Below are 23,985 nucleotides of genomic sequence, written 5' to 3' on the forward strand. Positions count from 1 at the left end.
CTCACCCTCCGCGCCGCAGGCCGTCCGCGAGGTCGAGGACTTGGGAGACGACCTCTTCCAAAGAGAGCGAGGTGGTGTCGAGGACAACCGCGTCGTCGGCCGGCTTCAGGGGCGAGACCTCGCGCTCTGAGTCCTGACGGTCGCGGCGTGAGATCGCCTCCCGGATCCGGTCGAGCTCGCCCTCCCGCCCGGTCTGCTTCGCCCGCCTGCGCGCCCGCTCGTCCGGGTCCGCCTTCAGAAACACCTTGAGCTCCGCGTCAGGCAACACGACTGTCCCTATGTCCCTTCCCTCGACGACCGCCCCGCCACGTTCCCTCGCTTCCGACGCGGCGGCCCGCTGGACCGGCAAGAGGACCTCCCGCAGCCCCGCGTTGACGGAGACTTTGGAGGCGGCGGCCGAGACCTCGGGCGAGCGGAGGTCGGGCTCGTCCACCCGCTCCCCGTCTATGCTGGCCCCGTCCGGGTCGAGGGAGACCCTGGAGGCGAGGGCGGCGAGCCTGGGCCCGTCGGAGAGGTCGGCTTTCTCGCGCAGGGCGAGCAGGGCAGCGGCCCTGTAGGCCGCGCCCGTGTTGAGGTTGACGACGCCGAGCCGCCCGGCTACCTGCCGCGCGACCGAACTCTTCCCGCTGCCCGCGGGACCGTCTATGGTTACCAGAATGCCCTTCATCGACCCCGGAAGTATAGCCGAAAGACCGGCGGCTACCGCAGCGATTCGAGGGCGCCGAAGTACCCGGGGAAGGTCTTGGTGACGCAGCCGGGGTCCCTGATGGTCACGACGGGGTCGGGGGAGGCGAGACCTGCGACGGCGAAGGCCATCGCCACGCGGTGGTCGCCGTAGGTCTCGACGACGGCCGGACGCAAGGGGCCGGGTAAGATCTTTAGCCCGTCGGGCCGCTCCTCGACCGCGACCCCGAGCCGCCCGAGCTCCGCCGCCACGGCCGAGATCCTGTCCGTCTCCTGGTGCCTGGCGTGCCCGACGTTGGTGATGGTGGTCGGCGTGGAGGCGAACGGGGCTATCGCGGCGAGCGTCATCATGGTGTCGGAGAAGGCGTTCATGTCGACCTCGACACCCCGCAGTCGTTCCGTCCCCCGCACCTCTACGGCGTCCGCCTCGATCTCCACCTCACAACCCATCGTTTCGAGGACTTCGGCGAAACGGAGATCTCCCTGGGAGGAGCGGGATCCGAGCCCCGGCACCCGCACCCGTCCGCCCGTCACCGCGGCCAGCGCCATAAAGTAAGACGCGGCGGAGGCATCGGGCTCGACCTCGAAGGCCCGCGCCCGGTAGACGCCCGGCTCGACAGCGAGGCTCCTGAGGTCTTCGGATACGCCTACCTCGACGCCGAAACGGCGCATGACCTCTACCGTGATCCCAACGTAAGGCCACTTCTCCCTGCCCTGTACGTCGAGGTTCACGGTTCTCCTCGCGTAAGGGGCGGCCATCAGGAGCCCGCTGACGAACTGGCTGCTGCCGGCGCCTTGAACGGGGGTCGCGCCGCCCTCGAGGCCGCCGCCGCGGACGACCAGGGGGAAGCGGCCTTCATCTTCGGCGTAGTCGACGGCGGCGCCCAGCCGGCGCAGGGCGTCCACGAGGTCCCGGATCGGGCGCTCCCTCATCCTGGGCACGCCGTCTACGGTGTAGGGTCCCGGCCCGAGCGCGAGCGCGGGCGGCAGGAAGCGGGCCACAGTGCCGGCGTTTCCGACGAAGACTTCGACACCGCCCCGCGGTATCTCTCCGCCGAGCCCCCCGACCCGGACCTCGCCGGCCTCCCTGTCCGCCCCGACGTCGAAGCCGAGGCGGACCAGGGCGTCGAGCAGGTAGTAGGGATCGTCCGAGAAGAGCGGGTTGCGCACGACGGAGACGCCGTCGGCCAGCGCCGCGACCAGCAGGGCCCGGTTCGTCACGCTCTTCGAACCCGGAACCCGGACCTCGGCGTCCACGGGGCGGCCGAGCGGGGAGATCTCCAACTCCTCCGGGAAGTCGCCCCTGACCTCGCGGATGCCGAAATCGATTCCTGGCACGCCTCTTACGGGCTTCATCGCAAACCTTCGAGTTCGGCTCCGGTCAGCGGGCGATGCCGTCCCTCGCACAGGCTGCCGAGTCGTACCGGGCCAAGACGCAGCCTTTGCAGGGAGAGGAGGTGCAGGCCAACGGCGACGCACGCCCGTCGTATTATGCGGTTACGGCCCTCGTGGATGGTGAGGTGGACGGTTGTTTGGGCGCCCGATTTTTGGATGTGGGAGATGGTTGGCGGGGACATTCTGCCGTCTTCCAGGGTTGGGCCCGCGGCGAGGGCTTTGAGGGATCCCGGCGGGACGGGGTTTCTGAGGGTCAGGCGGTACTCCTTCTCTATCTCGGAGGAGGGGTGGGTGATGCGGTGGGCGAGCGGGCCGTCGTTGGTGAGGATGAGAAGGCCCGTCGTGTCGGCGTCGAGGCGGCCCGCCGGGACGAGGCCGGGGATGGCGGGCATCAGGTCGGCGACCGTGGGGCGGTTTCTGTCTGGTTCGTCTTTGAGGGTGGTGAGGTAGCCGGCGGGTTTGTTCAGGGCCAGGTAGGCGTGTTCGGCCGGAAGGAGGACCCTGCGCCCGTCGAGGAGGATGGTCTCGTCGCCCGTGACGGAGAGGCCGAGGGCGGCGGTCTCGCCGTCGACGGTGAGGCGGCCCGCTTCGATCAGGGCCTCCGCCTTGCGCCTGGAGGGGGCGGCGCCCGCGCGGGCGAGGAAAGCCTGCAGGCGCACTCAGGTAGCCTCGGGACCGGCCTGGGCCGGGATCTCTTCCCGAGAGGTGAGGCGTTCGCGGACCCTGTCGAGCTCTTCCTGCGAGACGAGCGAGTCGAGCGGGGGGAAGTCGTCGCGGGAGGCGGCGTCGGTGGCCGCGAGGAACTCGTCCGTGACGGCGAGGAGGGCGGGAGCGCCCGGGGCTTCGCGGTCGGCGCCCACCTCCGCGAGGAGGTCGCGTTCGAGGAGGTTGCGGACTACTGCGTCCGAGTTGACGCCCCGGACGCGGGAGATGGCGCCGCGGGTCAGGGGGCCGAGGTAGAGCGCGCAGGCGAGCACCTCGTGGGCCGCACCGGAGAGCGGGGTCGGCCTCGCCTCCTCGCGGAAGCGCTCGACGGCGGCCGAGCAGGCCGGGTTCGTCGAGAACAGGTAACCGCCGGCGACGGCGCGCAGGACCACGCCCGAGTTTTCGGGCGAGTAGCGCTCGGACAGGGTGGCGAGGGCCGCCTCGACCTCGCCGGGGGTGAGATCCGTGGCCGAAGAGAGGTCGTCCGGCCCGACCGGGCGGGCGCTAACGAGCAGGACGGACTCTATGAGGTGCTCGGGGGCGGGGACGTTCTCGGTCATCCGGGCGTCTCCAGGGGTTCCAGGGTCAGGGCGCCCAGGGGTTCGGGCTGGACGAGCTTGACCGAGCCCTCCTGGGCCAGGGAGAGGACGGCCGCGAAGGCGACGGCTGAGCGCAGGCGGTCCATGTTGCGGGTCAGTTCCTCGTAGGAGACCGGGCCGCGAAGGAGGGAGGTCCGGATCAGGCCCGCGAGCTCCTGAAGGGTCACGGTTATAGGGCCGAGGTGTCTTACGGGCGGCTCCAAAAGGCGGGAGAAGGCGCGCCTGGCCGCGAGCGTGACCCGGTCTTCGGCGACGCGCAGGCGACCCGGTTTCGGCGGCACGACGTGGGCCGACGGGTAGTGGCCCGCGGCGCGGGCGAACCTCGCGCGGAGGTCTTCCGAGGCGCGACGGATCTTGAGGTACTCCTGCAGGCGTTCGGCGAGTTCTTCCGGGGAGACGGCCACCGCGTCGTCGCCTTCGGCGTCAGGTTCTACCGCCGGCGATAGGGTGCGGCTCTTTAGCAGGATCAGGGCCGCCGCGGAGCCCGCGAAGTCCGTGTCGCGGTCGAGGGCGTTGGGGGCTTCCGGGTCGCGGGAGCCGGCGTAGAGGTCGACCAGCTCGCGCAGGGGGACCTCGAAGATCTCGAGCTCGTCCTTGAGTATCAGGGCGAGCAGCCACTCGTAGGGCCCCGAGTAGACGTCGAGCTCTACGGTGAAGTCCGCGAGCGAGCGCCCAGCAGACTCGAAGGTCACCTGGCCTCCCTGTGGAGCGGCAGGACGGAGGAGAGCTGGCTGTGGTCCGCGCCGGTCGCCCTCGCGAGGACCGGGTCGACGACCCTTCCCTCCGCTATGGCGACCCCGCGGCCGAGGCCCTCGTCGGCCTTGAGGGCGTCGGCGAGGCCGTGGCCGGCGAGGGCGCGGACGTACGGGAGCAGGGCGTTGCTCAGGGCGCGGGAGGCGGTCACGGGGACGGCGGCAGGCACGTTCTTCACGCAGTAGTGGATAACGCCTCCGTCCACGAAGACGGGGTCGTCGAGCGTTGTCGGACGGGAGGTCTCCACACAGCCGCCGTAGTCGACGTCGACGTCCACGATCACGGACCCGTCCTTCATCCCCTCGACCGTCTCCCGGTCGACGAGGGCCGGCGTGCGGGCGCCGACCACGTGGACGGCGCCTATGAGGAGGTCGGCCCGCAGCGCCGCGTCCTTGATGCCCAGGGCGCTCGCGGCCAGCGTCGTGACGCCGGGGATGCGGGCGAGTTCCAGGGTGCGCAGGCGGTCCACGTCGCGGTCGATCACGACCACCTGGGCACCGAGGCCGCTCGCCATCCTGGCCGCGCCCGAGCCGACGATGCCGCACCCGAGCACGACCACCCGGCCGGGCCTGACGCCCGTGGCGCCGCCGAGCAGGATGCCCGCCCGCCCGATTGGCGCAGGAGGTAGTGGGCGCCGATCTGGGGGGTGAGGCGGCCCGCGATCTCGCTCATCGGCGCCAGGATGGGCAGTCTTCCCGGGCCGTTCCTGACGGTCTCCATGGCGAACGCGATGCACCGGGAGTCGAGCAGCGCCCGCATGAGGCTCCGGTTCACGGGCAGGGAGAGGAACGAGAGCAGGATCAGGCCCTCCCGAAGGCGCGGCCATTCGTCTTCGATTGGCCCGTAGACCTTGACGACAAGCTCCGAGTCGTCCCACACCTTGCGGGCGTCGTCCACCACGCGGGCCCCGGCGTCCTTGTAGGCCTCGTCGGAGATTCCGGACGCCTCCCCCGCCCCGGCCTCCACGAGCACGCGGTGGCCGGCCCGGCTGAGCTCGTGCGCCGCGTGCGGGGCGAGCGCGACGCGCGTCTCGCAAGGCGTCCTTTCTTTGGGCACCCCGATCCTCAAAGCCCCGCTCCCCGGTCTGTCGTTGTACGCGCGTCCGTAGTCACATCCCCAAGACTAACCCGTAGCCGGTCGGCGATCCAGGCCGGCGTCACGACGGCTCCCAGAGCGCACTCTCCCGCAAAAAGCCCAGGAGCGCCTCCTCATCGCCGTGGACGCCGAGCGCGAGAACGTTCGAAGGGGCCGGCGTCCAGCAGGGCGAAAAGCGAACAGAAAAGCCGGCGCGCCAGAGGTCCAGGGCAAGCGCCTGCAAGGGCCCGGGCGGCGCGGGCCGCGGCCGGCGCTCCTTGAAGGACCGCATCTCGAGCACGGCCCCGGAGAGGGTCGCGGCGTTCGAGACCGAACGCATCACGCGCTCCAGCCCGGCGCCGAGCCCGCGGTCGGTCGGGGCCAGGATGGTGCCGGTGATGCGCAGCAGCGTGCCGGCCGGGTCCAGGACCTCCTCCAGGTCGTGTTTGAAGAAAGGTTCGGGCGCGGGGAGGCAGGATCCCGGCCCGGCAGGAGCCTCGTCCCATTCCAGCGTCGCGTGAAACCTGATGAGGCCCGCGGTCCGCGTGGCGAGGGTGCCGGCCGCATCGCCGGTCACCAGCACGCCGAACCGGCCGGTCTCTGGGAGCGCGGCCCTCAGCTGGCCGCCCGCTCCTCGGCCGTTGCCTCGGCCGTTGCCTGCTCGGGTTCCGTCGCGGCGGGCTTCTGCTGCGCGCCGCAGGCCTCGACGAAGCCGAAGAAGAGCGGGTGCGGGCGGAGGGGCCGGCTCTTGAACTCGGGGTGGAACTGGCTCCCTATATAGAACGGGTGGTCTTTGAGCTCGGCTATCTCGACGAGCCTCCCGTCGGGCGAGGTCCCGCTGAAGACCATTCCCGCCTCCTCCAGCGCCTCGCGGTAGGCGTTGTTTACCTCGTAGCGGTGGCGGTGGCGCTCGTGGACGAGGTCCGAGCCGTAGACCCTGGCTGCCAGGGTACCCGGGGCCACCTTGCAGGGCCAGCGGCCGAGGCGCATCGTGCCGCCCATGTCCACGCCCACCTGGTCCGGCATTATGTCTATGACGGGATGCGGGGTGTCCTGCTCGAACTCGGTCGAGTTCGCCATCTCGAGGCCGGCGGCGTTACGGGCGAACTCGATCACCTCGATCTGCATCCCAAGACAAAGCCCGAGATACGGCGTGTTCGTCTCCCTGGCGTAGCGGGCGGCCTCGATCTTGCCCTCCGCCCCCCGGTGCCCGAAGCCCGGCAGGACGAGCACCCCGTCCACCCCGGCCAGGCGTTTCTCGGTGGATGCCCTATCGTCGAGGATCTCCGAGTCGACCCAGTCGAGTTCCACTTTCAGCCCGTTCGAGCCGGCGGCGTGGCCGAGGGCCTCGACGACGGAGAGGTAGGCGTCCTGAAGCTTGATGTACTTGCCGATGATCGCGACCTTCACGCTCCGCTCGGCCTCCAGCGTGCGGGTAACGAGGCTGCGCCACTCGTCGAGCTCCGCCGGCGGAGCCTCCATCCCGAGCTTCTCGAGGACCAGATCGTCGAGGCCCTCGTCGTGGAGACTCAAGGGTATGGCGTAGAGGCTCGGGGCGTCCTCGGCCGGGATAACGGAGTCGAGCTCGGTGTCGGCGAAGAGGGCTATCTTCTTTCGGATGTCCTCGCTCATGGGGCGGTCGGCGCGGCAGACGAGCACGTCTGGGCTTATGCCGATCTCGCGCAGGCGCTGGGCCGAGTGCTGGGTCGGCTTGGTCTTGAGCTCGCCTGCGGCCTCGATGTAGGGAACGTAGGAGACGTGGACGTAGAGGACGTTCTTGCGCCCTACGTCGTTGCGGAACTGGCGGATCGCCTCGAGGAAAGGCAGGCTCTCGATGTCACCGACGGTGCCGCCGATCTCGGTGATTACGACGTCGTTGTCGTGCCCGAGGCGGCCTATCCTGTTCTTGATCTCGTTGGTTATGTGCGGGATGACCTGCACGGTGGCCCCGAGGTAGTCCCCACGCCGCTCCCGGCTTATGACCTCCCAGTACACGCTCCCCGTGGTAACGTTGGAGAGGCGGCCCAGGTTCTCGTCCAGAAAGCGCTCGTAGTGGCCGAGGTCGAGGTCCGTCTCGGCCCCGTCCTCGGTGACGAAGACCTCGCCGTGCTGGTACGGGTTCATGGTGCCCGGGTCGACGTTTATGTACGGGTCGAACTTCTGAAGCACCACCCTGTAGCCCCGGCTTTTCAGGAGCATCCCGAGCGCCGCGGCGCTCGTCCCCTTGCCTATGGACGACACGACCCCGCCCGTAACGAATATATACTTCGTCTCACTCATCCGCACCACGCTCCCGAGAAACAGAACACCGTAACGTCTCTACCTCCTGAACAACCCGAAAAATGAAGGGAAACCATCAACGCGCCGCCCGGCGCCGAGGAAAACCCGCAAATGCACGTTTCAACATCACGGAACACCATATTACCTCTCACGGGCCTGGAATGGAACAGGGAGGGCTTATCTTTGCAAAATCGTCTGTAGAAACCGGTGGGGCCGCGGGCTCTTCTTCGCGTGCCGAGCATCTTTTGCGGGCGTGCTCCTACCGGAAATGGGCCACGGATATTTCGTCTATACGGGCGATGTCAAGCACGACGGGCCAGGCGAACATGTCTTCAAGAAAACACCTACGAGGAGGTGGACCTGGAGAAAGAACGCCGAGAGAAATGCGCGGGTAGCTACGAAAGGAAATGAGCAGCATGGCTAAATTCACAAATATGGCCCCGGCCAGCAGGGACGGACGCGAAGACAGGAGGCGGAGGCGCAGGCGGCGTCACACCCACCGTCGCCGCCGCCACCGCCGCAACTCCCACGGCCCCAACCACCAGTAACAAGAGAAGACCGACGCTCGCGGCCCCGCCTGTGGGCGGGGCCGCGGGCGAACCTGCTCGGGATGGCGTTGACGGGTCGGGCTCCAGGCTCTGCCTGCTCCGACGGTTGTTCACGAAGCTCCTGCTGGCCGGATCGGGCCGGAGTGGCTAGGCTATGGGCCATGCCGGCCGATTCGAGATCCAACGGCCCACTCTTCGTCGTTTTGGCGTCGGCCCTGTGGGGAACGAGCGGCACGGCCCAGGCGTTCGCCCCGCAGTCCGCCGACCCGATCTCCGTCGGGGTCGTCAAGATCGGCGTGGGCGGGGCGGCCATGCTCCTGTTCGCGGCGCTTTCCGGAGCACTGGCGAAGGGTCCGGTGGCGTCGACGCGGTGGACGCCCCTGCCGGTGCTCGCGTGCGCGGTGCTGGTCGCCGCCTACCAGACGCTCTTCTTCACGGGCATCTCGCTCACGGGCGTGGCGCTCGGGACGATCTCGGCCATCGGCAGCCTCCCCGTGTGGGCGGGGCTCGCCGACCTCTTCTATGGAAAGCGTCCCGACGCCCGCTGGCTCGGCGCCACCGCCCTCGCGGTCGCCGGCTGCGCGCTTCTCGTCGGCTCCGGCGGCCCCCTGTCGGCAGATCCCCTCGGGGTGCTGCTCTGCGTCTTTTCGGGCGGCGGGCTGGTCGCCTTCACCACGATCGCGAAAGGCATGCTCGAGGACCGGCCGCACGCGGTCGTGATGGGCGTAACGTTCACCCTGGGGGCCGTCGTGCTCTCGCCGGCCCTGTTCTTCTCCGACCCGTCCTGGGTCCTGTCTACCGCGGGCATCGCCGTCACCCTCGAACTCGGCATCGGGGCGACGGCGCTGGCATACATCCTGTTCGCCAACGGCCTCTCGAAGGTCTCCGTCTCGACGGCGGCCACCCTCTCCCTCGCGGAACCTCTGACCGCCGGCCTGCTCGGCCTCATAATCCTGGGCGAGCGGATTTCCCCCATAGCCGTCTGGGGCATGGGCCTCCTCGTGCTAGGCCTTCTACTCGCCACCGTGAAACGCGGATAACGAACCCGGACATGGTTCAGCCCCCCATGCGGAAGACACCGGTCTACCATGCGGTTGGGGTTTCCTCTGGAGACGGCTTCTCGGAAAGGGGTTTCTCCTTACTTCGGGCGGTTAGGTTGGGCTAACTTCCTCGGACTACTCTGGCGAGGGGACGACGCCGAGTTGCTGCATCATCTCCAGGTCGTTGGATTGTGCCCAGCGTTCTACTATCCTGCCCTCAACGATGCGTAGCACGTCTATGCCCTTGATCGTGACCCCATTGCCGGTAGGCGCTATGCCCATCAGCTCGCCTTGGTGGGTGCCGCGTGCCGTCCAGCGGCTCACCACCTTATCCCCTTCCGAGAATATGTCCTCGGTGGTGACGTGCAGGTCGGGGAAGGCGTTGCGGAAGAGGGTGAGCTGATACTTGTGCCCCTCGCGACCGGACGGCTGGCCTGGGATGGCACCGTGGTCGACGACGTCCTCCGCGAACAACTCCTCCAGAGCGGCTTCGTCCCCTTTGTCCCAGACCTCCTCGTTGAAGCGCCGAGCGATGATCTTGTTCTCTTTTTCGGCCATCACGCTCCTCCTTCCCGTCCCGCTTGCCCGGCAGGGCTACCCTTTGCCCGCAATTATGATACTAAAGACACAATTTCGACGGGTTCCCGACGAAGGAACATTCCCCGAACTCCGCATACGGGATCTCGCATAGGCTGGCTCCCTGGAGACCTCCGGATCCCTGCCACGACGCCGTGGGGCATAGAAGGCGACACAACATCTTGTGGGTCCGCATGTAGATGCACCGAACCGGATGGAACGATACGGTTTTCCCGGAATGGTAGCGCTACGCGAGAACGGCTTCGCGGCATCTGTATTATGTGTGTAAATACTGAAGGGGCTCTTAAGCTATTTGCGTACGAGGAGTTCTGAGGCGTGGGCGAGGGAGGCGTCGTCGATGCGGCCCGAGAGCATGCGGGCCATCTCCTTGAGGCGGTCTTCGCCGGTGACGCGGGTTATGCGGGTTATGGTGCGGCCCCTGGTCTCTTCCTTGGCCACGACGATGTGGGAGGCGGCTTCGGAGGCTATCTGGGGGAGGTGGGTTATGGTGAGCACCTGGTTCTTTTCGCCGAGCTGGCGGAGCTTGGCGCCGACGGCCGTCGCGGTCTCGCCGCCGATGCCAGCGTCCACCTCGTCGAAGACGTAGGTCGCGCCGGGTTCGACGCGTTCCTGGGCGAGGCGGATGGCGAGCATAATTCTCGAGAGCTCGCCGCCCGAGGCGTAGCGCCTGACGGGGAGCTCGGGCTCGCCGGGGTTTGGCCGGATCTCGAACTCCACCCGCTCCCTGCCTTTCGGCCCGGGCTCCGCCGGGACGAGCCCCGCCCTGAACTCGGTCCTCCCGAGGTTGAGACCGGCCAGGTTTTCCTGGACCTTTTTGGCGAGCCGCTTCGCGGCCTTCCGGCGGCCCTTTGAGAGGGTGGCTGCCAGTTCTTCGAGGCGCAGCTCCCCTTCGGCGAGCCGGGCTTCGAGGCCGGCCGTCTCCTCGTCGAGGTTCTCGAGACGCGAGAGCCTGGCGCGGGCGTCTTCGAGGTAGCCCTCGACGTCGCCGTACTTGCGCTCCAGGGCGCGCAGGGCCGCCATACGGTCCTCCACGGTCTCCAGGCGGGCCGGGTCGGCCTCCAGCTCCTCGACGTAGGAGCGAAGCTCGTAGAGCACGTCTTCGAGCTCGGCCGAGAGGCCGGCCAGGCGTTCGAGCAGGCCCGAGAGGCCCGGGTCGAAGCGGAGGGCCGTTTCGAGCTCGCCCTGCGCGCGGGCTACGGAGTCCACGGCGCCCCCACCCTCCTCGGAGGCGAGCGCCGCGGTCGCTGCGGCGGCGGCCTGTTGCAGGTCGGTGACGTTGCGCAACCGGTCGCGTTCGCGGGCGAGGTTATCCGCCTCTTCGGTGCTGTAATCCGCCGCTTCGAGCTCGCCGATCTGGAACCGCAAAAAGTCCGCCTCGCGCAGGCGGGCCTCGCCGGAGGCCCGGACCTCGGCGAGCTCGCGGCGGTCCCTCTCGACCGAGCGCCACAGTTCTTCGTGGTCCAGGCGGGCCTCGAGGGCTTCGCCGGTGAGGAAGTCGTCCAGGATCTCCAACTGCTCGGCGGGCTCGGTCAGACGGGCCTGCTCCCTCTGGCTGTGGTACGAGACCAGGCGCTCTCCCAGGGCCCCGAGCGCCCTGACCGGCACGGAGACGCCGCCGACGTAGCAGCGGGAGCGGCCCTCACCCGTGAGCGTGCGGCGCAGTACGAGGCCGTCCTCGGCGTCCACCTCCTCGGCGAGGTCCCCCAGGGCGTCGGCGAGCATTTCGGGGCCCGCGGCCTCGGGCAGCAGGAAGGTGCCCTCCACGGTCGCCCTCTCGGCGCCGGCGCGGACGGCCTCCGAGCGGGCCCGGCCGCCCAGGAGGAGTTGGAGGGCGGTTGCGAGGAGGGTCTTGCCAGCGCCAGTCTCGCCCGTGATGGCGTTCAGGCCCGGGGAGAGTTCTAGGGTTGCTTCTTCGATCAGGGCGACGTTCTCGACGGAGATCTCGAGCAGCATTACAAGAACGTCCTCCTGACGGCCCGCCACCAGCTCCAGTCGTCGGTGCGCCCGATCCTGACGCTCCTGTCGGAGAGCCGGATCTCCACCTTCTCCCCCTGCGAAACCTCGCGCGGATCGTCCCCGTCCAGGGACAGAAGCGCCTCCCTGTCCACGATCTCGAGCTCCACCACCTGCTCCTCGCCGAGCACCAGCGGCCTGCTCACGAGCGCGTGGGGCGCTATGGGAACGAGCACGTAACACCCGGCGTCCCCGGAGATTATCGGCCCGCCGGCGGAGAGCGCGTAGGCCGTCGACCCGAGCGGCGTCGCCGCTATGAAACCGTCGCAACGGAACGCGAAGAGCTCCTCGCCGCCGACGGTAACGTCCACGGAGACGAGCTGGTGCGGCCTCTTCTTTATGAGGACGGCGTCGTTTGCCGCGAACTCGGGCTCCGCGCCCTCCCGCCGGACCTCGAGCATCCTGTACTCCTGCACGGTGAGGCCGCCTTCGAGCACCTTCTCGACGCCCGCCTCCATCTCCTCCGGCAGCATCCCCGACATGAAGCCGACCTTGCCGAGGTTCACGCCGAGCAGGACGCGCCCCGGGTACATCCTGGCCGCCTTGAGCATCGTCCCGTCTCCGCCGAGCACGAAGACCAGGTCGGGGTCGACCACCCCGTCGGGCTGGCCCTGAGGTCTGATCTCCCCTACCTCTACCCCGCCGCGCTCGAGCGCGGCCACGAGCCGCTCGGAGTGGCCGTCGTCCACCTTCGGGTTCGCGACGATCGCGACCCGCCGCACCTCCCCCGCCCCGTTCTTTTCAGGCACCGGCAACCACCTTTCGGACCAGCGCCTCGTCCAGGGTCCCGGGCTCGTCCCTGAGCAGGTGCAGCGGGTACTCTTGGTTGCCTGACCGGCGCCCGGTAACCGCCGCCCGCGCCACGCCCACGGCGCCGAAGTCAAGCGCGGCGAAGTCGGAGATCGTGCCCAGGATAACGCCGGCCCGCACTTCCGGGTCGCGTACCAGCCCACCACGGCCGACGAGCTCCGGCCCGGCCTGGAACTGGGGCTTCACGAGGACCACGGCCTCCCGGAGCGAGGGTGTAGTCGAGAGAAGCATTCTGAGGGCCACGGTTAGCGAGATGAACGAGAGGTCGGCGACGAGGAAGTCGGGGTCGAAAGGCAGGTCTTCGCCGCGCAGGTGCCTGACGTTCGTACGCTCCATGACCGTCACCCTCGGGTCGTTTCTCAAAGACCAGGCGAGTTGCCCGTAGCCCACGTCGGCCGAGATCACACGCCCGGCCCCCCGCTGCAGCAGGACGTCGGTGAACCCGCCCGTGGAGGCGCCCGCGTCCAGGCAGGACCGGCCCTGTAGGTCTATCCCGAAATCGTCCAGGGCGGCGTCGAGCTTCTCTCCGGCGCGGGAGACGAAGCGGTCGCCGCCGCTCACGGAGAGCGCCTGGTCGGAAAAGACGCGGGAGCCTGCTTTGGTGACCACTTCGTCGCCGACGCGGACGGCGCCCGACAGGATCAGGCCCTGCGCCCGGCTCCGGCTCTCGGCGAGGCCCCGCTCGACCATCAGGGCGTCCAACCGCTGCGGGGTCCCCTTCATGCCGCCCGGCTAGCTCCCCCGGTTGCGAACGAAGCGGGCCATCTCTTCGAGGCCGGAGGTGTCGCCGTCCACCCGGGCCAAAGCCGCGAGGGCCCGCTCCTCGGAGGCATCGGCCTGGCTTCTCGCGCCTTCGAGCCCGTAGACGCCGACGAAGGTGGCCTTGCCCTGCTCCGCGTCGCTGCCGGCGCTCTTGCCCAGCTCCTCTCGGGTGGCGGTCGCGTTCAGGACGTCGTCCACTATCTGGAAGCAGAGGCCGAGCTCGGCCGCGTACTCGCTCACGGCGGCCTGCTCCGCCTCGGAGGCGCCGGCAAGGATCGCGCCTATTCGGACGCTCGACTTGATCAGGGCGCCCGTCTTGTATTTGTGGATGAGGTTGAGGGTCTCGACGTCCGTCCCGTCACCCCTGCCGGTCTGCTCCATGTCGAGGATCTGCCCCCCGACCATCCCGTTTACCCCCGTCGAGCTGGCAAGCTCGCGCACGACCTCCAGGATCTGGCCGCACCCGGCTCTCTGGTGGACGGTGATCAGCGTCAAGGCCTCCCCGAAGAACGCGTCGCCGGAGAGTATCGCCATCGCCTCGCCGTACTTCTTGTGGGCGGTCGGCCTGCCCCGGCGGAAGTCGTCGTCGTCCATGGCCGGGAGGTCGTCGTGGATCAGGGAATACGTGTGGATGAGCTCTATTGCGGCCGCGGAAGGGAGCACGCGCTCAGGCTCCCCACCGAAGATCCAGGCAGATTCCATGCACAGCGTCGGCCTGACCCGCTTGCCGCCGGCGAGCATGGAGTACCTCATCGCCTCTTCGAGGCTCGCCAGGCGCGGCTCTTCGGTAAACCGCAGGCCCTTCAAGTACCCCTCGAACGTCCGCCGGTGGGACTCCCAGCGGAGCCCGGTCTTCAGCCTGCTAACCATGGGAGACCCCGCCGTGGACCCTTCCCTCCGCGCCGCGCAGGACGCCGCCGACGAAGGCGGGCGCCTCGTCGCCGGAGAAGCCCTTCGCGAGCTCGACGGCCTCACCGACGGCGACCTCCGGGGGAACGTCTTCCACGTGGAGCATCTCGTAGAGCCCGAGGCGCAGGATCGAGCGCTCCACCGCGCCCATCCTGTGGACCGGCCACCCCTCGGAGACTTCGGAGAGCAACCCGTCGAGCGACTCTTTCTCGGCCTCCACGCCGCGCAGAAGCCCGACGGCGTACTCGTCCATGCTCCCCCTGTACTCCCGCCACCGCGCCACGGTCGCCCCGAGGGGCCTCTCCGTCACGTCGCTCTGGTAGAGGGCCAGGAACGCCTGCTTGCGCGCGGTCCGCCGCCTCAAAGGTCTCTCGCTTTCATGGGCGCTAGACCCTCGTGAGGTACTCGTTGGAACGCGTGTCCACCCGAACCCTCTCGCCGGTGTTGACGAACAGGGGGACCTGCACGACGACGCCCGTCTCGAGCGTCGCGGGCTTGCTCCCGCCCGTCGCGGTGTCGCCCTTGAGCCCGGGGTCTGTCTGGGTGACTTCGAGGTCCACGTGAGGGGGCGGCTCGACGCTCACGACCTCCCCGTCGGCGGAGAGGACGCTTACCGTCCCGCCTTCGACGATGTAGCCCGCCGCGTCCCCAACGGCCTCGGCGGGCACCGCCACCTGGTCGTAGGTGTCCGAGTCCATGAAGTGGAGCAGGTCGCCGTCCTTGTACAGGTAGGTCATCGGGCGCGATTCGGTCCTCACGCTCTCCAGCTTCTCCCCGGCGCGGAAGGTCTTCTCGATCTGGGCGCCCGTGTCTATGTTTCTCAGACGCGTCCTGACGAAGGCCCCGCCCTTGCCCGGCTTGACGTGCTGGAAATACAGGATCGTAAACCGCTTGCCGTCGACGCGGATGGCGGCGCCGTTCCTGAACTGGTTGGTGGATATCATCCCCGAAGTCCCCTTCGAGACGCTTCGTCTTCGTGGTGTGACCAAGTGCCGCAAACCCGGCGCTCACGCCGCAATAGCGCCGCGATATTATCGCACAGATCCGGCCCGGGCTATCCCCGCCGGACCGCCCGAGCACGTACCCCACGGCGGCCCTGTACCCCCACCCACCCATGCCCGCGACTACCGCGTCAACCGCCGGCGAGACCACGGACCGCCGCCGCCACTCCTCCCTCGCGTGAACGTTCGAGAGGTGTACCTCTACTTTGGGTACATCTACGGCCTCCAGGGCGTCGTGCAGGGCGTACGAGTAGTGCGTCCATGCCCCGGGTTCACGACGAGCCCCGAGGATACGGCCGCCTCCCGCACCCAGCCCACCATCTCCCCTCGTAGTCGGTCTGCCTGAACTCGAAGTCGACCTTCGGGAAGGCTTCTCGCAAGCCCCTCTCTATGTCGTTCAGGGTTAGGGTGCCGTAAACCTCGGGACGGCGGGTCCCGAGGGAGCCGAGGTTGACGCCGTTCAGGACGTGGACGCTAGCCAACGAGGGCGCCTAGCTCGCGGCGGGCCTCGTCGTCGCTTACGGGGACGCCGTAGACCGGGTCTCCGATGTCCCGGAGAAGCACGAAGCGGTGGCCGGTCTTGATGGATCTCTTCTTATCGCGGGCCATGGCGGCGAGCGCGGCCTCCCCGTCCACGCCGGGGGCACCAAGGGGGAGGCCCGCGGAGCGGAGGAGGTCTTCGTGGAGTCCGGTAAGGTCGGTGGCGAAGCGCGAGCGCGAGAGGCGGGCGGCGGCGACCATGCCGGCCGAGATGGCCGAGCCGTGCGGGAGGGCGAAGGCTGCTGCGGCTTCGAGGGCGTGGCCGATGGTGTGGCCGTAGTTGAGGGTCGCGCGGCGGCCCCCTTCCAGCTCGTCCTCGCCGACGACGGCGGCCTTGAAGCCGACGGAGTGACGGATCAAGGCGCGGAGAGCTTCCGCATCGCCCGCGCGGGCCGCGGGATCAGGGATAGGTCCTCGAAGAAATCTCCCCGCAGAGCAGGCCCATCTTCACGACCTCGGCCAGGCCGTTGGAGATCTCGGCGTCCGGGAGTGTCGCGAGCCAGCGCGTATCCGCCAGGACGGCGCGCGGCCTGACGAAGGAGCCGACGAGGTTCTTGCCCTCCGGCAGATCCAGGCCCGTCTTGCCGCCGACGGCGCTGTCGACCATCGCGAGAAGCGACGTCGGCAGCATCACCAGGTCGACGCCGCGCATGAAGGTTGCGGCCACGAACCCGCCGAGGTCCCCGACGACGCCGCCGCCGAGGGCGAAGACGGTCCCGTCACGCGTAAGACCGAGCCTGGCGAGGCGGCCGACGGCGTCGGCGTACGTGCCGATGTCCTTGGATGACTCCCCGGCGGGCACCTCGACCGCGCCGAGGACCCGCCAGCCCGCCTCTTCGAGGGACCTTTGCAAAACCTCGGCGTGCAGGGGCCCGACGTTCGAGTCCGTCAGCACGACGCACGAACCCGGCCGCGACGCCTGCGAGATCGTCCCGGCGGGGTCGAGGTCGTCGCCGAGGAACACCGGGTAGGGAGAGGAAACCGGGACTTCTATAGTCTCGACAGGCACCGCTCTACCTCCTCGACTACTGCGGCGGCGCTGCGGCCGTCCGCGTCGACCTCGACGTCGGCGACTTCTTGATACAGGGGCAGTCTTTCGGCGTAGCGCCGGGCGAAGTCTTCCCTGGAGCCGCCCCTGAGGGGACGGTTGGCGCCGCGGGTGCGGGCGTAGAGGACGTCGATGTCCTCGCGCAGAAAGACCGTCGGCGTGCCGCGCAGGGCGGCGCGGTTCTCCGGACGCAAGACGGCGCCGCCGCCGCAGGAGACGACGCAATTCTCTTCCCTGGCGAGGGCTTCCAGGAGGGCTTCCCGTTCGATGTCTCTAAAGCGTTCCTCTCCGTGTTCGGCGAAGATCCCGGGTATCGAGACACCGGCCCTTCGCGAGACCTCCGCGTCGAGGTCGACGAAGGCGCGTCCGGTGTTTCGGGCGAGCAGGCGCCCCACGGTCGTCTTGCCGCTACCCATGTAGCCGACGATGGCCACGTGTCCCGGCAAGCCTCAGCGGGCCGCCACGCCCGCCTCTGCGAGGCGCCGGGCGTAGGAGTCGTGGGCGGCGCGGATGTCCGTCATGTTGTCCGCGCCGAACTTCTCGAGGAACGCCTCGGCGAGGACTACCGCCACCATCGACTCCCCGATAACGGCGGCGGCCGGCACGGCGCAGGAGTCGGCCCTCTCCTTGAAGGCCTTCGTCTCCTCGCCCGTGGAGATGTCCACCGTCCTGAGTTGTTTGGCTATCGTCGAGATCGGCTTCATGGCGGCCGAGACCACGACGGGCTCGCCGTTGGTCATGCCGCCCTCGATGCCGCCGAGGCGGTTGCTCGCGCGGGCGAGGTGGCCGTTCTCGGCCAGGATCTCGTCCTGCACCTCGCTGGACCGTTTCGCGGCGAGCCCGAAGCCCATCCCGAACTCGACGCCCTTCATGGCGTTTATGGAGAGGATCGCCGCCGCGAGCCGGGCGTCGACCTTGTCGCGCCAGTCCACGTAGGAGCCGAGCCCCGGCGGGCAACCGTGGGCGACGACGACGAACTCGCCGCCGAGCGCGTCCCTGGCGTAGCGGGCCGCGTCGATCTCCTCTTTCATTCTTTCGGAGACCTCCGGGTCCGGGCAACGGACCTCGGACTCGTCGGCGCGGGCGGCGTCAACGACGGCCCGTTCCTTGGGGTAGGCGACGGTACCTATGCGGTAGACGGCGCTGTGGATCTCGACCCCAAAGTCGGAGAGGAGCTTCTTGGCGACGCCGCCGGCGGCGACGCGGGCCGTCGTCTCGCGGGCGCTGGAGCGCTCCAGCACGTTGCGCAGGTCGTCGAAGGCGTACTTCTGCATACCGGCGAGGTCTGCGTGCCCGGGCCTCGGGAGGGTTATGGGATCCGGCGGGTCCTCGACCGGCGCCGGGGACATGCGGTGCTCCCAGTTGGCGTAGTCCCTGTTGCGCACGAGCATCGCCACGGGAGACCCGAGCGTGTAACCGTGGCGCACCCCGCCCAAAAACTCGACCTTGTCTTTCTCTATCTTCTGCCGACCGCCCCGGCCGTAGCCCTGCTGCCTGCGGGCGAGGTCGCGGTCCACGTCCTCCGCCAACAGCCCGAGCCCGGCCGGAACCCCATGCACCAGGGTAACCTCACCCGGACCGTGCGACTCACCCGCGGTCGAAAAACCGAACCTCAATCGTGCCCCCGAACTAGAAACGGTGTCCTACGCATCCCCGCTAATATAAACCACGCCGCCCGAGTCTTCCGCTACCCGGGGTAAAGTGTTCCCCCGCTGTCGAAGAGCTCGTCGTCGGCTCCGCTCCCGCCGCCGGCTCCGCCTCCCCTCCGCCGCCGTTGCCCCCGGCCCCGCCTCCACCGGCACCACCCCGCCGCCGCCGGCGTTGTTGCCGCCCTGGCCGTCGGGACGCCGTCGTCGTTCGAGTCGTCCGCGCCGTCCTGTATCCCGTCGCCGTCGGTGTCCGGGTCGCGCGGGTCCTGGCCGAGCCTCTCCTCCTGCCGGTTCGTCAGCCCGTCGCCGTCCGAATCCCTCCTGGAGCGCTGTCCATCGCCGTTTTCACCGGTCCCGCTACCGGTTCCGTCACCGGTTCCGCCGCCCCCGTTGCCCGTGGTGGTCTCGTTCGGGGTGGTGGTCTCATCGTTGGTAGTTTCGCCGGTGCCCGTCTGGTCCGTCGTGTTTTCCTGGGAGGTATCGTCGGTGGTCGACTCGGCCGGGGCGAAGAGCCGGCGGAAGGGGTCCTTGTTGCGGTACGCGGCGTAGGAGTCCGCGTCGCGGTCTTCGGCTTGCGGGGCGACGGGCGTGTCCCCTGACGGTTCCCTGGACTGCACCAGGTCGGCGTCGCCGGTCGAGTTGTTATCGCCGGACTCGTCCACGAAGACGCCAGCCACCACCCAGGCGAAGAGCAGGATGGCGAAGAGGGCGATCACGGGCGGCAGGACCCTGTTCTCCCGCACGAAGGCGTCGAAGAACGTACCCCAGAGTTCCCTTAGCCTATCCACCGTCGGTAGCCTCCGCCGGCGCGGAGCCCGTGGTCGACTCGGGGGCGCCGGGCGCCACGGGCGCGGTCCCGTCGGACACGCCGGTGGGCTGATAGTAGACCTCGGCCTCTATCTGTACGAGAAGGAGCTGTTCGATCTCAGGTGCCGCTGTCGTGCCTTCCTCCGCGATCTCGTAATTCACTTCGTTTATGGTCACCAGCCGGACCAGCGCATCGGCCCGGGTAAGGAAGTCCTGCAACTCCTCGTAGGTGCCTTCAAAAGACATTGTAATCGGTTGAACGGTAAAGTCGCCACCGCCCTCGGGCGGCTCGGGGTCGCCGCGCACCACCTCCGTCTGGGTTACTTCGGCGGCCTCCGCTATCTCCTCTATCTGGAAGGTCAGCGTATCGACCTCCGGTTGGCTCGGGATGCGTTTGCTGAGCTCGAGCAACTGGCGCTGGAGCTCAGGAGAATTACGCCGTACCTCCTCGAGCTGCGCCACCTCGGCTTCGAGTTGCTGGAGTTGCGCCTGGCGGTCCTCTCGCGCCTGGACCTGCTCCTCTAGGTTGGTGAGAAGCGGCCCGAGGAAGAGAAAGTAGAAGGCGACACCCAGGGCGATGATGCCGAGGACGCCGAGCAGGATCAGGTTCCGCTGACGGGTATCCATCAGGGAGACGCCTCCCCCGCGTACTGGTCTTCCGACACGGAGCCCGACCGCGCGACTTCGATGGGCTCGGGCGCCTCGGCCACCTCGGCCGGGCTGCCGCCCTCTATGCGGACCTCCGTGCCCCGCTCGCCCGAGACCGTCACGAGTTCGGAGGCGACCTCGAACGCTATGGCGGGCTCGGCAAAGCTCTCCCTGTCGAGCTCGGCGGAGTTGAGTTGCGCGTTGGAGAGGTGCTCTAGGTTGTTCATCCTGATGACGAAGTCCGCGACGTTCTCGTACTCGGGCAGGGCGACCCCCGTGAAGGTCACCGCGCCGGGGGGATCAAGGGGCTGCTCGGCCGGGGCCTCGACGTCCACCGGCGCGGCCTCGCCCGTGAGGGTCTGGAGCGCGGTCGTCTCGGGCACTACGAAGGCGAGGCCCTGAAAGAAGTCGTCCCAGGGGAAGCGGGTCCTGAAAATACCGTCGGCCACGGGGCGCTTCTCGTCCAGACGCTCGCGCAGGTCCCGATACGGGGAGAGCTCGGCCAGGCGGCTGTTTTGCTCTGAGATCCTGCCGTCCAGCTCCGCGACCTGGCTCTCTACGTTGTTGAGCCTGAGCAAGAAAACGAAGTAGATGCCGACAAAGAGCAGTATTAACGCGGCCCCCGCGACGAGCAGCAGGCCCGCGGTGCCGCCCGGCAGCCCTTCCACCCGGCCCCTGCGGTCCTCCGGCGGGATGAGGTTGACGCGCCTCAAGCTTCCTCCATCGCGAGGCCCATCGCCACTGCGAGCACGGGTTCCATGGCGCTGAGTTGCTCGTCGGAGACGTTGGAGCGGTTGGCGGAGAGCCTCTCGGCCGGCCTGGCCCGCTCCGCCGGCAGGCCGAGACGCTCCCCGAGGAACGTGTCGAGGCCGGAGATCAGGGCCCCCTCGCCGGAGATCACGACGCGGGAGACTTCCCTGGCGCCGGGCTGGGCGTGGTGGTGGTCGACGGACCTCTGCACCTCCTCGGCCAGCTCCCCGGCCGCGGCCTCGAGCCCCCGCCGCGCGTCGTAGGCGAGCGCCGGGTCCCACGCCTCGTCCCCGACGACTTCGGTCTCGGGCTCCCCGTACTCCGGCTCGTCGCCGAGGCCGGTGCGGGGGTCGAGGGCCCGCCTCTCGGCCTCGTCGTCGGGCAGGTCGGCGGCCTCCGCGACGGCGGCGACGAAATCCGAGAGGCCGATGGGACGAAGCGAGCCATGACCGGCATCTCCCCCTCGGCGACGACGAGGTTCGAGATCTCACCCCCACGTCGAGCAGGACCGCGGCCCCCCATCCTCGAAGAAGGTGCTCGGCGCCGCGGAGCGGGTAAGCGCGAGCGCCTTGACGTCCACGCCCACGGGCCGCAGCCCGCCGGCCCGCACGGCGTCGGTGTAGCGCTTCACCATCTCCCTCTGGGCGGCCACGACCAGCACGCGGTCGCCCTCTCCCGGCTCCCCCCGCGGGCCGAGGACCACGTGGTCGAGCACGGCCTCGTCGGGCGGCATCGGTATGTGCTCGGCCGCCTCGAACTCTATGGCGCCCTTGAGGTCCTCGGCGGACATCGGCGGGAACTCCAGCATCCTGACCACGACCTTCTGGTTGGAGAGCCCGAGGAAGACGGACTTTCCGCCGAAAGCGTGGGCGTCCCAGAACTCGGTGAGCTCCTCGGCCAGCAGCTGGTCGTCGGCGACCTCCCCGTCCACGATGGTCCCGGGCGGCAGCCTGTGATACCCGACGTGCTTGAGGGTGTACGCCCCACCCCGGTAAGAGACCTGGACGGCTTTGATCGCCCCCCGGTCTATGTCCAAACCGATCGCCGCGGACTTTACCCTCGCCAAACTCTTTATGCGCTCCAAGCCGCTACCGCCCCCGAAAGACCGGCGGCAAACGCCCGCCCGAGAGGATATCGGGACCAGGTTCGAACACCCGGCTCAAGCCCCCTCCCTACCCACGTGCCGCTGCCCTTCGACCTCGGCCCCGGGCCCGACCTCCGCCTTGCGCCCGACGCTCGCGTTCGGCCCGAGCACCGCCCGCGCGCCGACCCGCGCCCCCGGACCGACCACGCAACCGGCGGAGACCCACACCCCGGCCCCGACCTCGGAGTCCCTGTCCACGGCGGCCCCCGGGCCGACGAAGCAGTGGCTGCCGACGGCGGCGTCTGGGTGGACGACGGCACCCGCCGCGAGCACGCACCCACCCCCGACGGTGGCCGCGTCCGAGACGTAGGCGAGGGGATGGACCGCCGTGAAGAACTGGCCGCCGAGGCGCCGCAGGGCGTTGGCGATGTTCAGCCGGGCCGCGTTGTCCGTAATCGCGACGACCACGTGCGCGGGCTCCACGGAGAGCATGCTCTTGAGCATCTCCACGTCCCCCAGCACGGGATACCCCCTGACCCTCGCGGCAAGCGCCGCGTGAGCGTCGTCGTAGAAACCGAGCACCCGCTCCCCAAAGCCGCCGGCCAGAAGCACGTCCAGGGCGATCCGCCCGAAGCCCCCCGCCCCGACGATCACAACCCTCATCTCTTCTTCGAGGCCTATTTCCTGCACCTCGACCTCCGGTTGAGGTGTGTTGATGGCGGTTTCGGGCTCTCTGATCTCGGCCTCCTCCCCGTAGCGTGGGCCCAGCGTAACCGTCGCAGTTTAGCACCGCCGCTGGCATCTTGCTCCGATCCCATCATCCTGACGGCGGCCCCCGCCACCCCGGCCAAGCCCCGGAAGTCTCAGGCCTCGAATGCCCCTTCCAGGCGACGACCGAGCAAGAAATCCCTTGCGCTGACACGTCTTCCTCCAGGCGTCTGCAACTGGAGCACTTCGAGCGCCCCGACCCCGCATTCCACGAGCATACGCTGGTTTTCCGCGTGTATGCGGCCCGGCTCCGTCCCAGAGCGCTCCCCATCCGCTACCGCGGAGCGCCAGATCTTCAGGGGTCCGTCGACATCCGGATGGAAGGCCCGCGCCCCGATCCCGGGCGCCAGCGCCCGCACGAGATCGTGCACCTCCCCCGCGCTCCTCTCCCACCTGATAGTCTTATCCTCGTCCGTAAGTTTAGAAGCGTACGTTGCAAAAAGACTGTCCTGCACGGTCAGGGTTAGCCCGCTGTCCTCGATGCTGGCCAGAACCTCGATCACAGCTTCAGCCCCTATGCTCGCGAGCGCGTCGGTAAGTTCGCCACCTGTTGTGTCGGGGCCTATGGGGGCGGGTCGTTGGAGGGCCACGGGTCCCGTGTCGAGGCCTTCGTCCATCTGCATGATGGAGACGCCGGTCTCCCTTTCGCCGGCCATGATCGCGCGTTCTATCGGGGCGGCGCCGCGGTATTTCGGGAGGAGGGACGCGTGGACGTTCCAGGCGCCATTGGGGCGGCGTTCAGGGTGCCGGCGCGCAGGATCTGGCCGTAGGCGGCCACCACGAGGGCGTCGTTCTCGGAGATCTCGGCGGCCGCGTCGCCTATTCGGGGGGGCTGCAGGAGCGGGAGTCCCCTCTCTCGGGCGAGGGCCGAGACGGGGGTCTGGGTAGTTTTGCGTCCGCGCCCGCGGCGGGGGTCGGGCTGGGAGATCACGAGCCCCACCTCGTGGGGTGAGGCGTCTAGGCCGCGGAGGATGGTCGCGGCGAACTCCGGGGTTCCGGCGAAGGCTACCTTCAAGCGGCCCTCAGGCGTTCTGGGCGAGCAGGCGTTCGCGCCACTCGCGCAGCGCGGCCTTGCGCGACTCGCGGTCCGTGCGGTCCAGGATCAGGACGCCGTCCAGGTGGTCTATCTCGTGCTGGATGACCCTGGCGAGGAGGTCGGTGGCCTCCAGCCTGATGGGGTTGCCCGAAGGGTCCTGGCCCGAGACCGTTACCGCGGTGGGCCGCTCGACGTCGACCATGATACCGGGAATGGAGAGGCACCCTTCGCCGCCGACCTCGGTCTCTTCCGAGGAGGACTCGATCTTCGGGTTCACGAGGGCGTACTCCTCGTCCTCCACGACGGCCACCAGCACGCGCCTGAGCCGCCCGACCTGGTTGGCGGCGAGGCCCACGCCCTCGTGCTCGCGCATCGTCTCCAGCATATCTTCCGTCAGGCGCTGGAGGGTCTCGTCGAACTCGCGGACAGGGGCGGCCCTGGTCTTGAGGACGGGATCTCCGAACGTCTTGATCTCCAAAGCCACG

General features: G+C 68.9%; 32 protein-coding genes and 1 pseudogene. 2 read left to right on the forward strand and 31 right to left on the reverse strand.

Annotated elements, in window-relative coordinates:
* Nucleotide 1: 1 nt before the first annotated feature.
* The 9 genes from cmk to GBA63_RS10585 form a co-directional block, all read right to left on the reverse strand.
* The gene (cmk, locus tag GBA63_RS10550) at nt 2-667 is read right to left on the reverse strand and encodes a (d)CMP kinase (RefSeq protein WP_166175890.1); all 666 of its coding nucleotides are present in this window, start codon (nt 665-667) and stop codon (nt 2-4) included.
* Nucleotides 668-699: 32 nt separating this feature from the next.
* Complete coding sequence (gene aroA / locus GBA63_RS10555) at nt 700-2,040, reverse strand: 3-phosphoshikimate 1-carboxyvinyltransferase (RefSeq protein ID WP_166175892.1); 1,341 nt, start codon at nt 2,038-2,040, stop codon at nt 700-702.
* On the reverse strand, nt 2,037-2,738 hold the full coding sequence (locus GBA63_RS10560; protein WP_166175894.1) for a pseudouridine synthase: 702 nt from the start codon (nt 2,736-2,738) through the stop codon (nt 2,037-2,039). The genes aroA and GBA63_RS10560 overlap by 4 nt, the downstream gene beginning before the upstream one ends.
* Entirely contained in the window at nt 2,739-3,344 is a 606-nt protein-coding gene (scpB, locus tag GBA63_RS10565) for an SMC-Scp complex subunit ScpB (protein ID WP_166175896.1), read from the reverse strand.
* Entirely contained in the window at nt 3,341-4,075 is a 735-nt protein-coding gene (locus GBA63_RS10570) for a segregation and condensation protein A (RefSeq protein WP_166175898.1), read from the reverse strand. Before GBA63_RS10570 ends, scpB begins: the two co-directional genes overlap by 4 nt.
* A complete protein-coding gene (locus tag GBA63_RS23210) occupies nt 4,072-4,695 on the reverse strand; it encodes a Rossmann-fold NAD(P)-binding domain-containing protein (protein WP_207957267.1) in 624 nt (207 codons plus the stop codon). Before GBA63_RS23210 ends, GBA63_RS10570 begins: the two co-directional genes overlap by 4 nt.
* Nucleotides 4,617-5,204, reverse strand: a complete 588-nt coding sequence (locus tag GBA63_RS23215) for a Rossmann-fold NAD(P)-binding domain-containing protein (RefSeq protein ID WP_207957194.1) — start codon at nt 5,202-5,204, stop codon at nt 4,617-4,619. The genes GBA63_RS23210 and GBA63_RS23215 overlap by 79 nt, the downstream gene beginning before the upstream one ends.
* An 88-nt stretch (nt 5,205-5,292) precedes the next feature.
* Entirely contained in the window at nt 5,293-5,793 is a 501-nt protein-coding gene (locus GBA63_RS10580) for a hypothetical protein (RefSeq protein WP_166175900.1), read from the reverse strand.
* Between the two features lie 32 nt (nt 5,794-5,825).
* Nucleotides 5,826-7,490: a CTP synthase gene (locus tag GBA63_RS10585; RefSeq protein ID WP_166175902.1), complete on the reverse strand. Its 1,665-nt coding sequence runs from the start codon at nt 7,488-7,490 to the stop codon at nt 5,826-5,828.
* A gap of 416 nt (nt 7,491-7,906) precedes the next feature.
* On the opposite strand from GBA63_RS10585, the gene GBA63_RS23960 reads away from it, so the two are divergent.
* Together GBA63_RS23960 and GBA63_RS10590 are read left to right on the forward strand one after the other, a co-directional pair.
* Nucleotides 7,907-8,038: a hypothetical protein gene (locus tag GBA63_RS23960; protein ID WP_266096301.1), complete on the forward strand. Its 132-nt coding sequence runs from the start codon at nt 7,907-7,909 to the stop codon at nt 8,036-8,038.
* Between the two features lie 161 nt (nt 8,039-8,199).
* Nucleotides 8,200-9,078 (forward strand): DMT family transporter, encoded by an 879-nt coding sequence (locus GBA63_RS10590; RefSeq protein ID WP_166175904.1) that lies wholly within the window; start codon nt 8,200-8,202, stop codon nt 9,076-9,078.
* A 135-nt stretch (nt 9,079-9,213) separates the two neighbouring features.
* Here the strand turns inward: GBA63_RS10590 and GBA63_RS10595 are convergent, their stop codons facing one another.
* The 22 genes and pseudogenes from GBA63_RS10595 to def all read right to left on the reverse strand — a co-directional run bounded on the left by GBA63_RS10595 (nt 9,214) and on the right by def (nt 23,984).
* Nucleotides 9,214-9,636, reverse strand: coding sequence for an ester cyclase (locus tag GBA63_RS10595; RefSeq protein ID WP_228282540.1), 423 nt, complete (start codon nt 9,634-9,636; stop codon nt 9,214-9,216).
* A gap of 327 nt (nt 9,637-9,963) precedes the next feature.
* Nucleotides 9,964-11,628, reverse strand: coding sequence for a DNA repair protein RecN (gene recN, locus GBA63_RS10600; protein ID WP_166175908.1), 1,665 nt, complete (start codon nt 11,626-11,628; stop codon nt 9,964-9,966).
* Nucleotides 11,628-12,437: an NAD(+)/NADH kinase gene (locus tag GBA63_RS10605; protein WP_166175910.1), complete on the reverse strand. Its 810-nt coding sequence runs from the start codon at nt 12,435-12,437 to the stop codon at nt 11,628-11,630. The genes recN and GBA63_RS10605 overlap by 1 nt, the downstream gene beginning before the upstream one ends.
* The gene (locus GBA63_RS10610) at nt 12,430-13,221 is read right to left on the reverse strand and encodes a TlyA family RNA methyltransferase (protein WP_166175912.1); all 792 of its coding nucleotides are present in this window, start codon (nt 13,219-13,221) and stop codon (nt 12,430-12,432) included. Before GBA63_RS10610 ends, GBA63_RS10605 begins: the two co-directional genes overlap by 8 nt.
* Nucleotides 13,222-13,230: 9 nt before the next feature.
* On the reverse strand, nt 13,231-14,130 hold the full coding sequence (locus GBA63_RS10615) for a polyprenyl synthetase family protein (RefSeq protein ID WP_166175914.1): 900 nt from the start codon (nt 14,128-14,130) through the stop codon (nt 13,231-13,233).
* The gene (gene nusB, locus GBA63_RS10620; protein ID WP_166175916.1) at nt 14,123-14,533 is read right to left on the reverse strand and encodes a transcription antitermination factor NusB; all 411 of its coding nucleotides are present in this window, start codon (nt 14,531-14,533) and stop codon (nt 14,123-14,125) included. The genes GBA63_RS10615 and nusB overlap by 8 nt, the downstream gene beginning before the upstream one ends.
* A gap of 22 nt (nt 14,534-14,555) precedes the next feature.
* Nucleotides 14,556-15,113 (reverse strand): elongation factor P, encoded by a 558-nt coding sequence (gene efp / locus GBA63_RS10625; protein WP_166175918.1) that lies wholly within the window; start codon nt 15,111-15,113, stop codon nt 14,556-14,558.
* 193 nt (nt 15,114-15,306) lie between these two features.
* A pseudogene (locus tag GBA63_RS24340) lies at nt 15,307-15,483 on the reverse strand (type II 3-dehydroquinate dehydratase); the annotation flags it as partial.
* Nucleotides 15,443-15,652 (reverse strand): type II 3-dehydroquinate dehydratase, encoded by a 210-nt coding sequence (locus GBA63_RS23965; protein WP_166175920.1) that lies wholly within the window; start codon nt 15,650-15,652, stop codon nt 15,443-15,445. The gene GBA63_RS23965 and the pseudogene GBA63_RS24340, both read right to left, overlap by 41 nt.
* Complete coding sequence (locus GBA63_RS23970; protein WP_266096316.1) at nt 15,645-16,118, reverse strand: 3-dehydroquinate synthase family protein; 474 nt, start codon at nt 16,116-16,118, stop codon at nt 15,645-15,647. Before GBA63_RS23970 ends, GBA63_RS23965 begins: the two co-directional genes overlap by 8 nt.
* Nucleotides 16,111-16,719 (reverse strand): 3-dehydroquinate synthase family protein, encoded by a 609-nt coding sequence (locus GBA63_RS23975; RefSeq protein ID WP_166175924.1) that lies wholly within the window; start codon nt 16,717-16,719, stop codon nt 16,111-16,113. Before GBA63_RS23975 ends, GBA63_RS23970 begins: the two co-directional genes overlap by 8 nt.
* A complete protein-coding gene (locus GBA63_RS10650; protein WP_166175926.1) occupies nt 16,701-17,204 on the reverse strand; it encodes a shikimate kinase in 504 nt (167 codons plus the stop codon). The genes GBA63_RS23975 and GBA63_RS10650 overlap by 19 nt, the downstream gene beginning before the upstream one ends.
* Before the next feature lie 3 nt (nt 17,205-17,207).
* Nucleotides 17,208-18,374: a chorismate synthase gene (gene aroC, locus GBA63_RS10655; RefSeq protein WP_166175928.1), complete on the reverse strand. Its 1,167-nt coding sequence runs from the start codon at nt 18,372-18,374 to the stop codon at nt 17,208-17,210.
* A 71-nt stretch (nt 18,375-18,445) separates the two neighbouring features.
* On the reverse strand, nt 18,446-19,195 hold the full coding sequence (locus GBA63_RS10660; protein ID WP_166175930.1) for a hypothetical protein: 750 nt from the start codon (nt 19,193-19,195) through the stop codon (nt 18,446-18,448).
* Nucleotides 19,188-19,841, reverse strand: a complete 654-nt coding sequence (locus tag GBA63_RS10665; protein WP_166175932.1) for a type IV pilus inner membrane component PilO — start codon at nt 19,839-19,841, stop codon at nt 19,188-19,190. Before GBA63_RS10665 ends, GBA63_RS10660 begins: the two co-directional genes overlap by 8 nt.
* Nucleotides 19,841-20,575 (reverse strand): PilN domain-containing protein, encoded by a 735-nt coding sequence (locus GBA63_RS10670; protein WP_166175934.1) that lies wholly within the window; start codon nt 20,573-20,575, stop codon nt 19,841-19,843. Before GBA63_RS10670 ends, GBA63_RS10665 begins: the two co-directional genes overlap by 1 nt.
* Nucleotides 20,572-21,042, reverse strand: coding sequence for a pilus assembly protein PilM (gene pilM, locus GBA63_RS24175; protein WP_323127041.1), 471 nt, complete (start codon nt 21,040-21,042; stop codon nt 20,572-20,574). The genes GBA63_RS10670 and pilM (GBA63_RS24175) overlap by 4 nt, the downstream gene beginning before the upstream one ends.
* 57 nt (nt 21,043-21,099) lie before the next feature.
* Entirely contained in the window at nt 21,100-21,696 is a 597-nt protein-coding gene (gene pilM / locus GBA63_RS10680; protein WP_166175938.1) for a type IV pilus biogenesis protein PilM, read from the reverse strand.
* Between the two features lie 75 nt (nt 21,697-21,771).
* Nucleotides 21,772-22,386: a PglD-related sugar-binding protein gene (locus GBA63_RS10685; RefSeq protein ID WP_166175940.1), complete on the reverse strand. Its 615-nt coding sequence runs from the start codon at nt 22,384-22,386 to the stop codon at nt 21,772-21,774.
* A gap of 173 nt (nt 22,387-22,559) precedes the next feature.
* Nucleotides 22,560-23,135, reverse strand: a complete 576-nt coding sequence (locus GBA63_RS10690) for a methionyl-tRNA formyltransferase (protein WP_228282545.1) — start codon at nt 23,133-23,135, stop codon at nt 22,560-22,562.
* Complete coding sequence (locus GBA63_RS10695) at nt 23,132-23,479, reverse strand: formyltransferase family protein (protein WP_166175944.1); 348 nt, start codon at nt 23,477-23,479, stop codon at nt 23,132-23,134. The genes GBA63_RS10690 and GBA63_RS10695 overlap by 4 nt, the downstream gene beginning before the upstream one ends.
* A gap of 7 nt (nt 23,480-23,486) precedes the next feature.
* On the reverse strand, nt 23,487-23,984 hold the full coding sequence (gene def / locus GBA63_RS10700; RefSeq protein ID WP_166175946.1) for a peptide deformylase: 498 nt from the start codon (nt 23,982-23,984) through the stop codon (nt 23,487-23,489).
* Nucleotide 23,985 lies beyond the last annotated feature (1 nt).

This window comes from Rubrobacter tropicus, from assembly GCF_011492945.1.
GTDB lineage: Bacteria > Actinomycetota > Rubrobacteria > Rubrobacterales > Rubrobacteraceae > Rubrobacter_D > Rubrobacter_D tropicus.

What these genes read in the sequence shown, in the direction of transcription:
- cmk (WP_166175890.1), bottom strand. Translation starts at nt 667, where the DNA reads ATGAAGGGCATTCTGGTAACCATAGACGGTCCCGCGGGCAGCGGGAAG.
- aroA (WP_166175892.1), bottom strand. Translation starts at nt 2,040, where the DNA reads ATGAAGCCCGTAAGAGGCGTGCCAGGAATCGATTTCGGCATCCGCGAG.
- scpB (WP_166175896.1), bottom strand. Translation starts at nt 3,344, where the DNA reads ATGACCGAGAACGTCCCCGCCCCCGAGCACCTCATAGAGTCCGTCCTG.
- GBA63_RS10585 (WP_166175902.1), bottom strand. Translation starts at nt 7,490, where the DNA reads ATGAGTGAGACGAAGTATATATTCGTTACGGGCGGGGTCGTGTCGTCC.
- GBA63_RS23960 (WP_266096301.1), top strand. Translation starts at nt 7,907, where the DNA reads ATGGCTAAATTCACAAATATGGCCCCGGCCAGCAGGGACGGACGCGAA.
- GBA63_RS10590 (WP_166175904.1), top strand. Translation starts at nt 8,200, where the DNA reads ATGCCGGCCGATTCGAGATCCAACGGCCCACTCTTCGTCGTTTTGGCG.
- GBA63_RS10595 (WP_228282540.1), bottom strand. Translation starts at nt 9,636, where the DNA reads ATGGCCGAAAAAGAGAACAAGATCATCGCTCGGCGCTTCAACGAGGAG.
- recN (WP_166175908.1), bottom strand. Translation starts at nt 11,628, where the DNA reads ATGCTGCTCGAGATCTCCGTCGAGAACGTCGCCCTGATCGAAGAAGCA.
- GBA63_RS10610 (WP_166175912.1), bottom strand. Translation starts at nt 13,221, where the DNA reads ATGAAGGGGACCCCGCAGCGGTTGGACGCCCTGATGGTCGAGCGGGGC.
- GBA63_RS10615 (WP_166175914.1), bottom strand. Translation starts at nt 14,130, where the DNA reads ATGGTTAGCAGGCTGAAGACCGGGCTCCGCTGGGAGTCCCACCGGCGG.
- efp (WP_166175918.1), bottom strand. Translation starts at nt 15,113, where the DNA reads ATGATATCCACCAACCAGTTCAGGAACGGCGCCGCCATCCGCGTCGAC.
- GBA63_RS10665 (WP_166175932.1), bottom strand. Translation starts at nt 19,841, where the DNA reads ATGGATACCCGTCAGCGGAACCTGATCCTGCTCGGCGTCCTCGGCATC.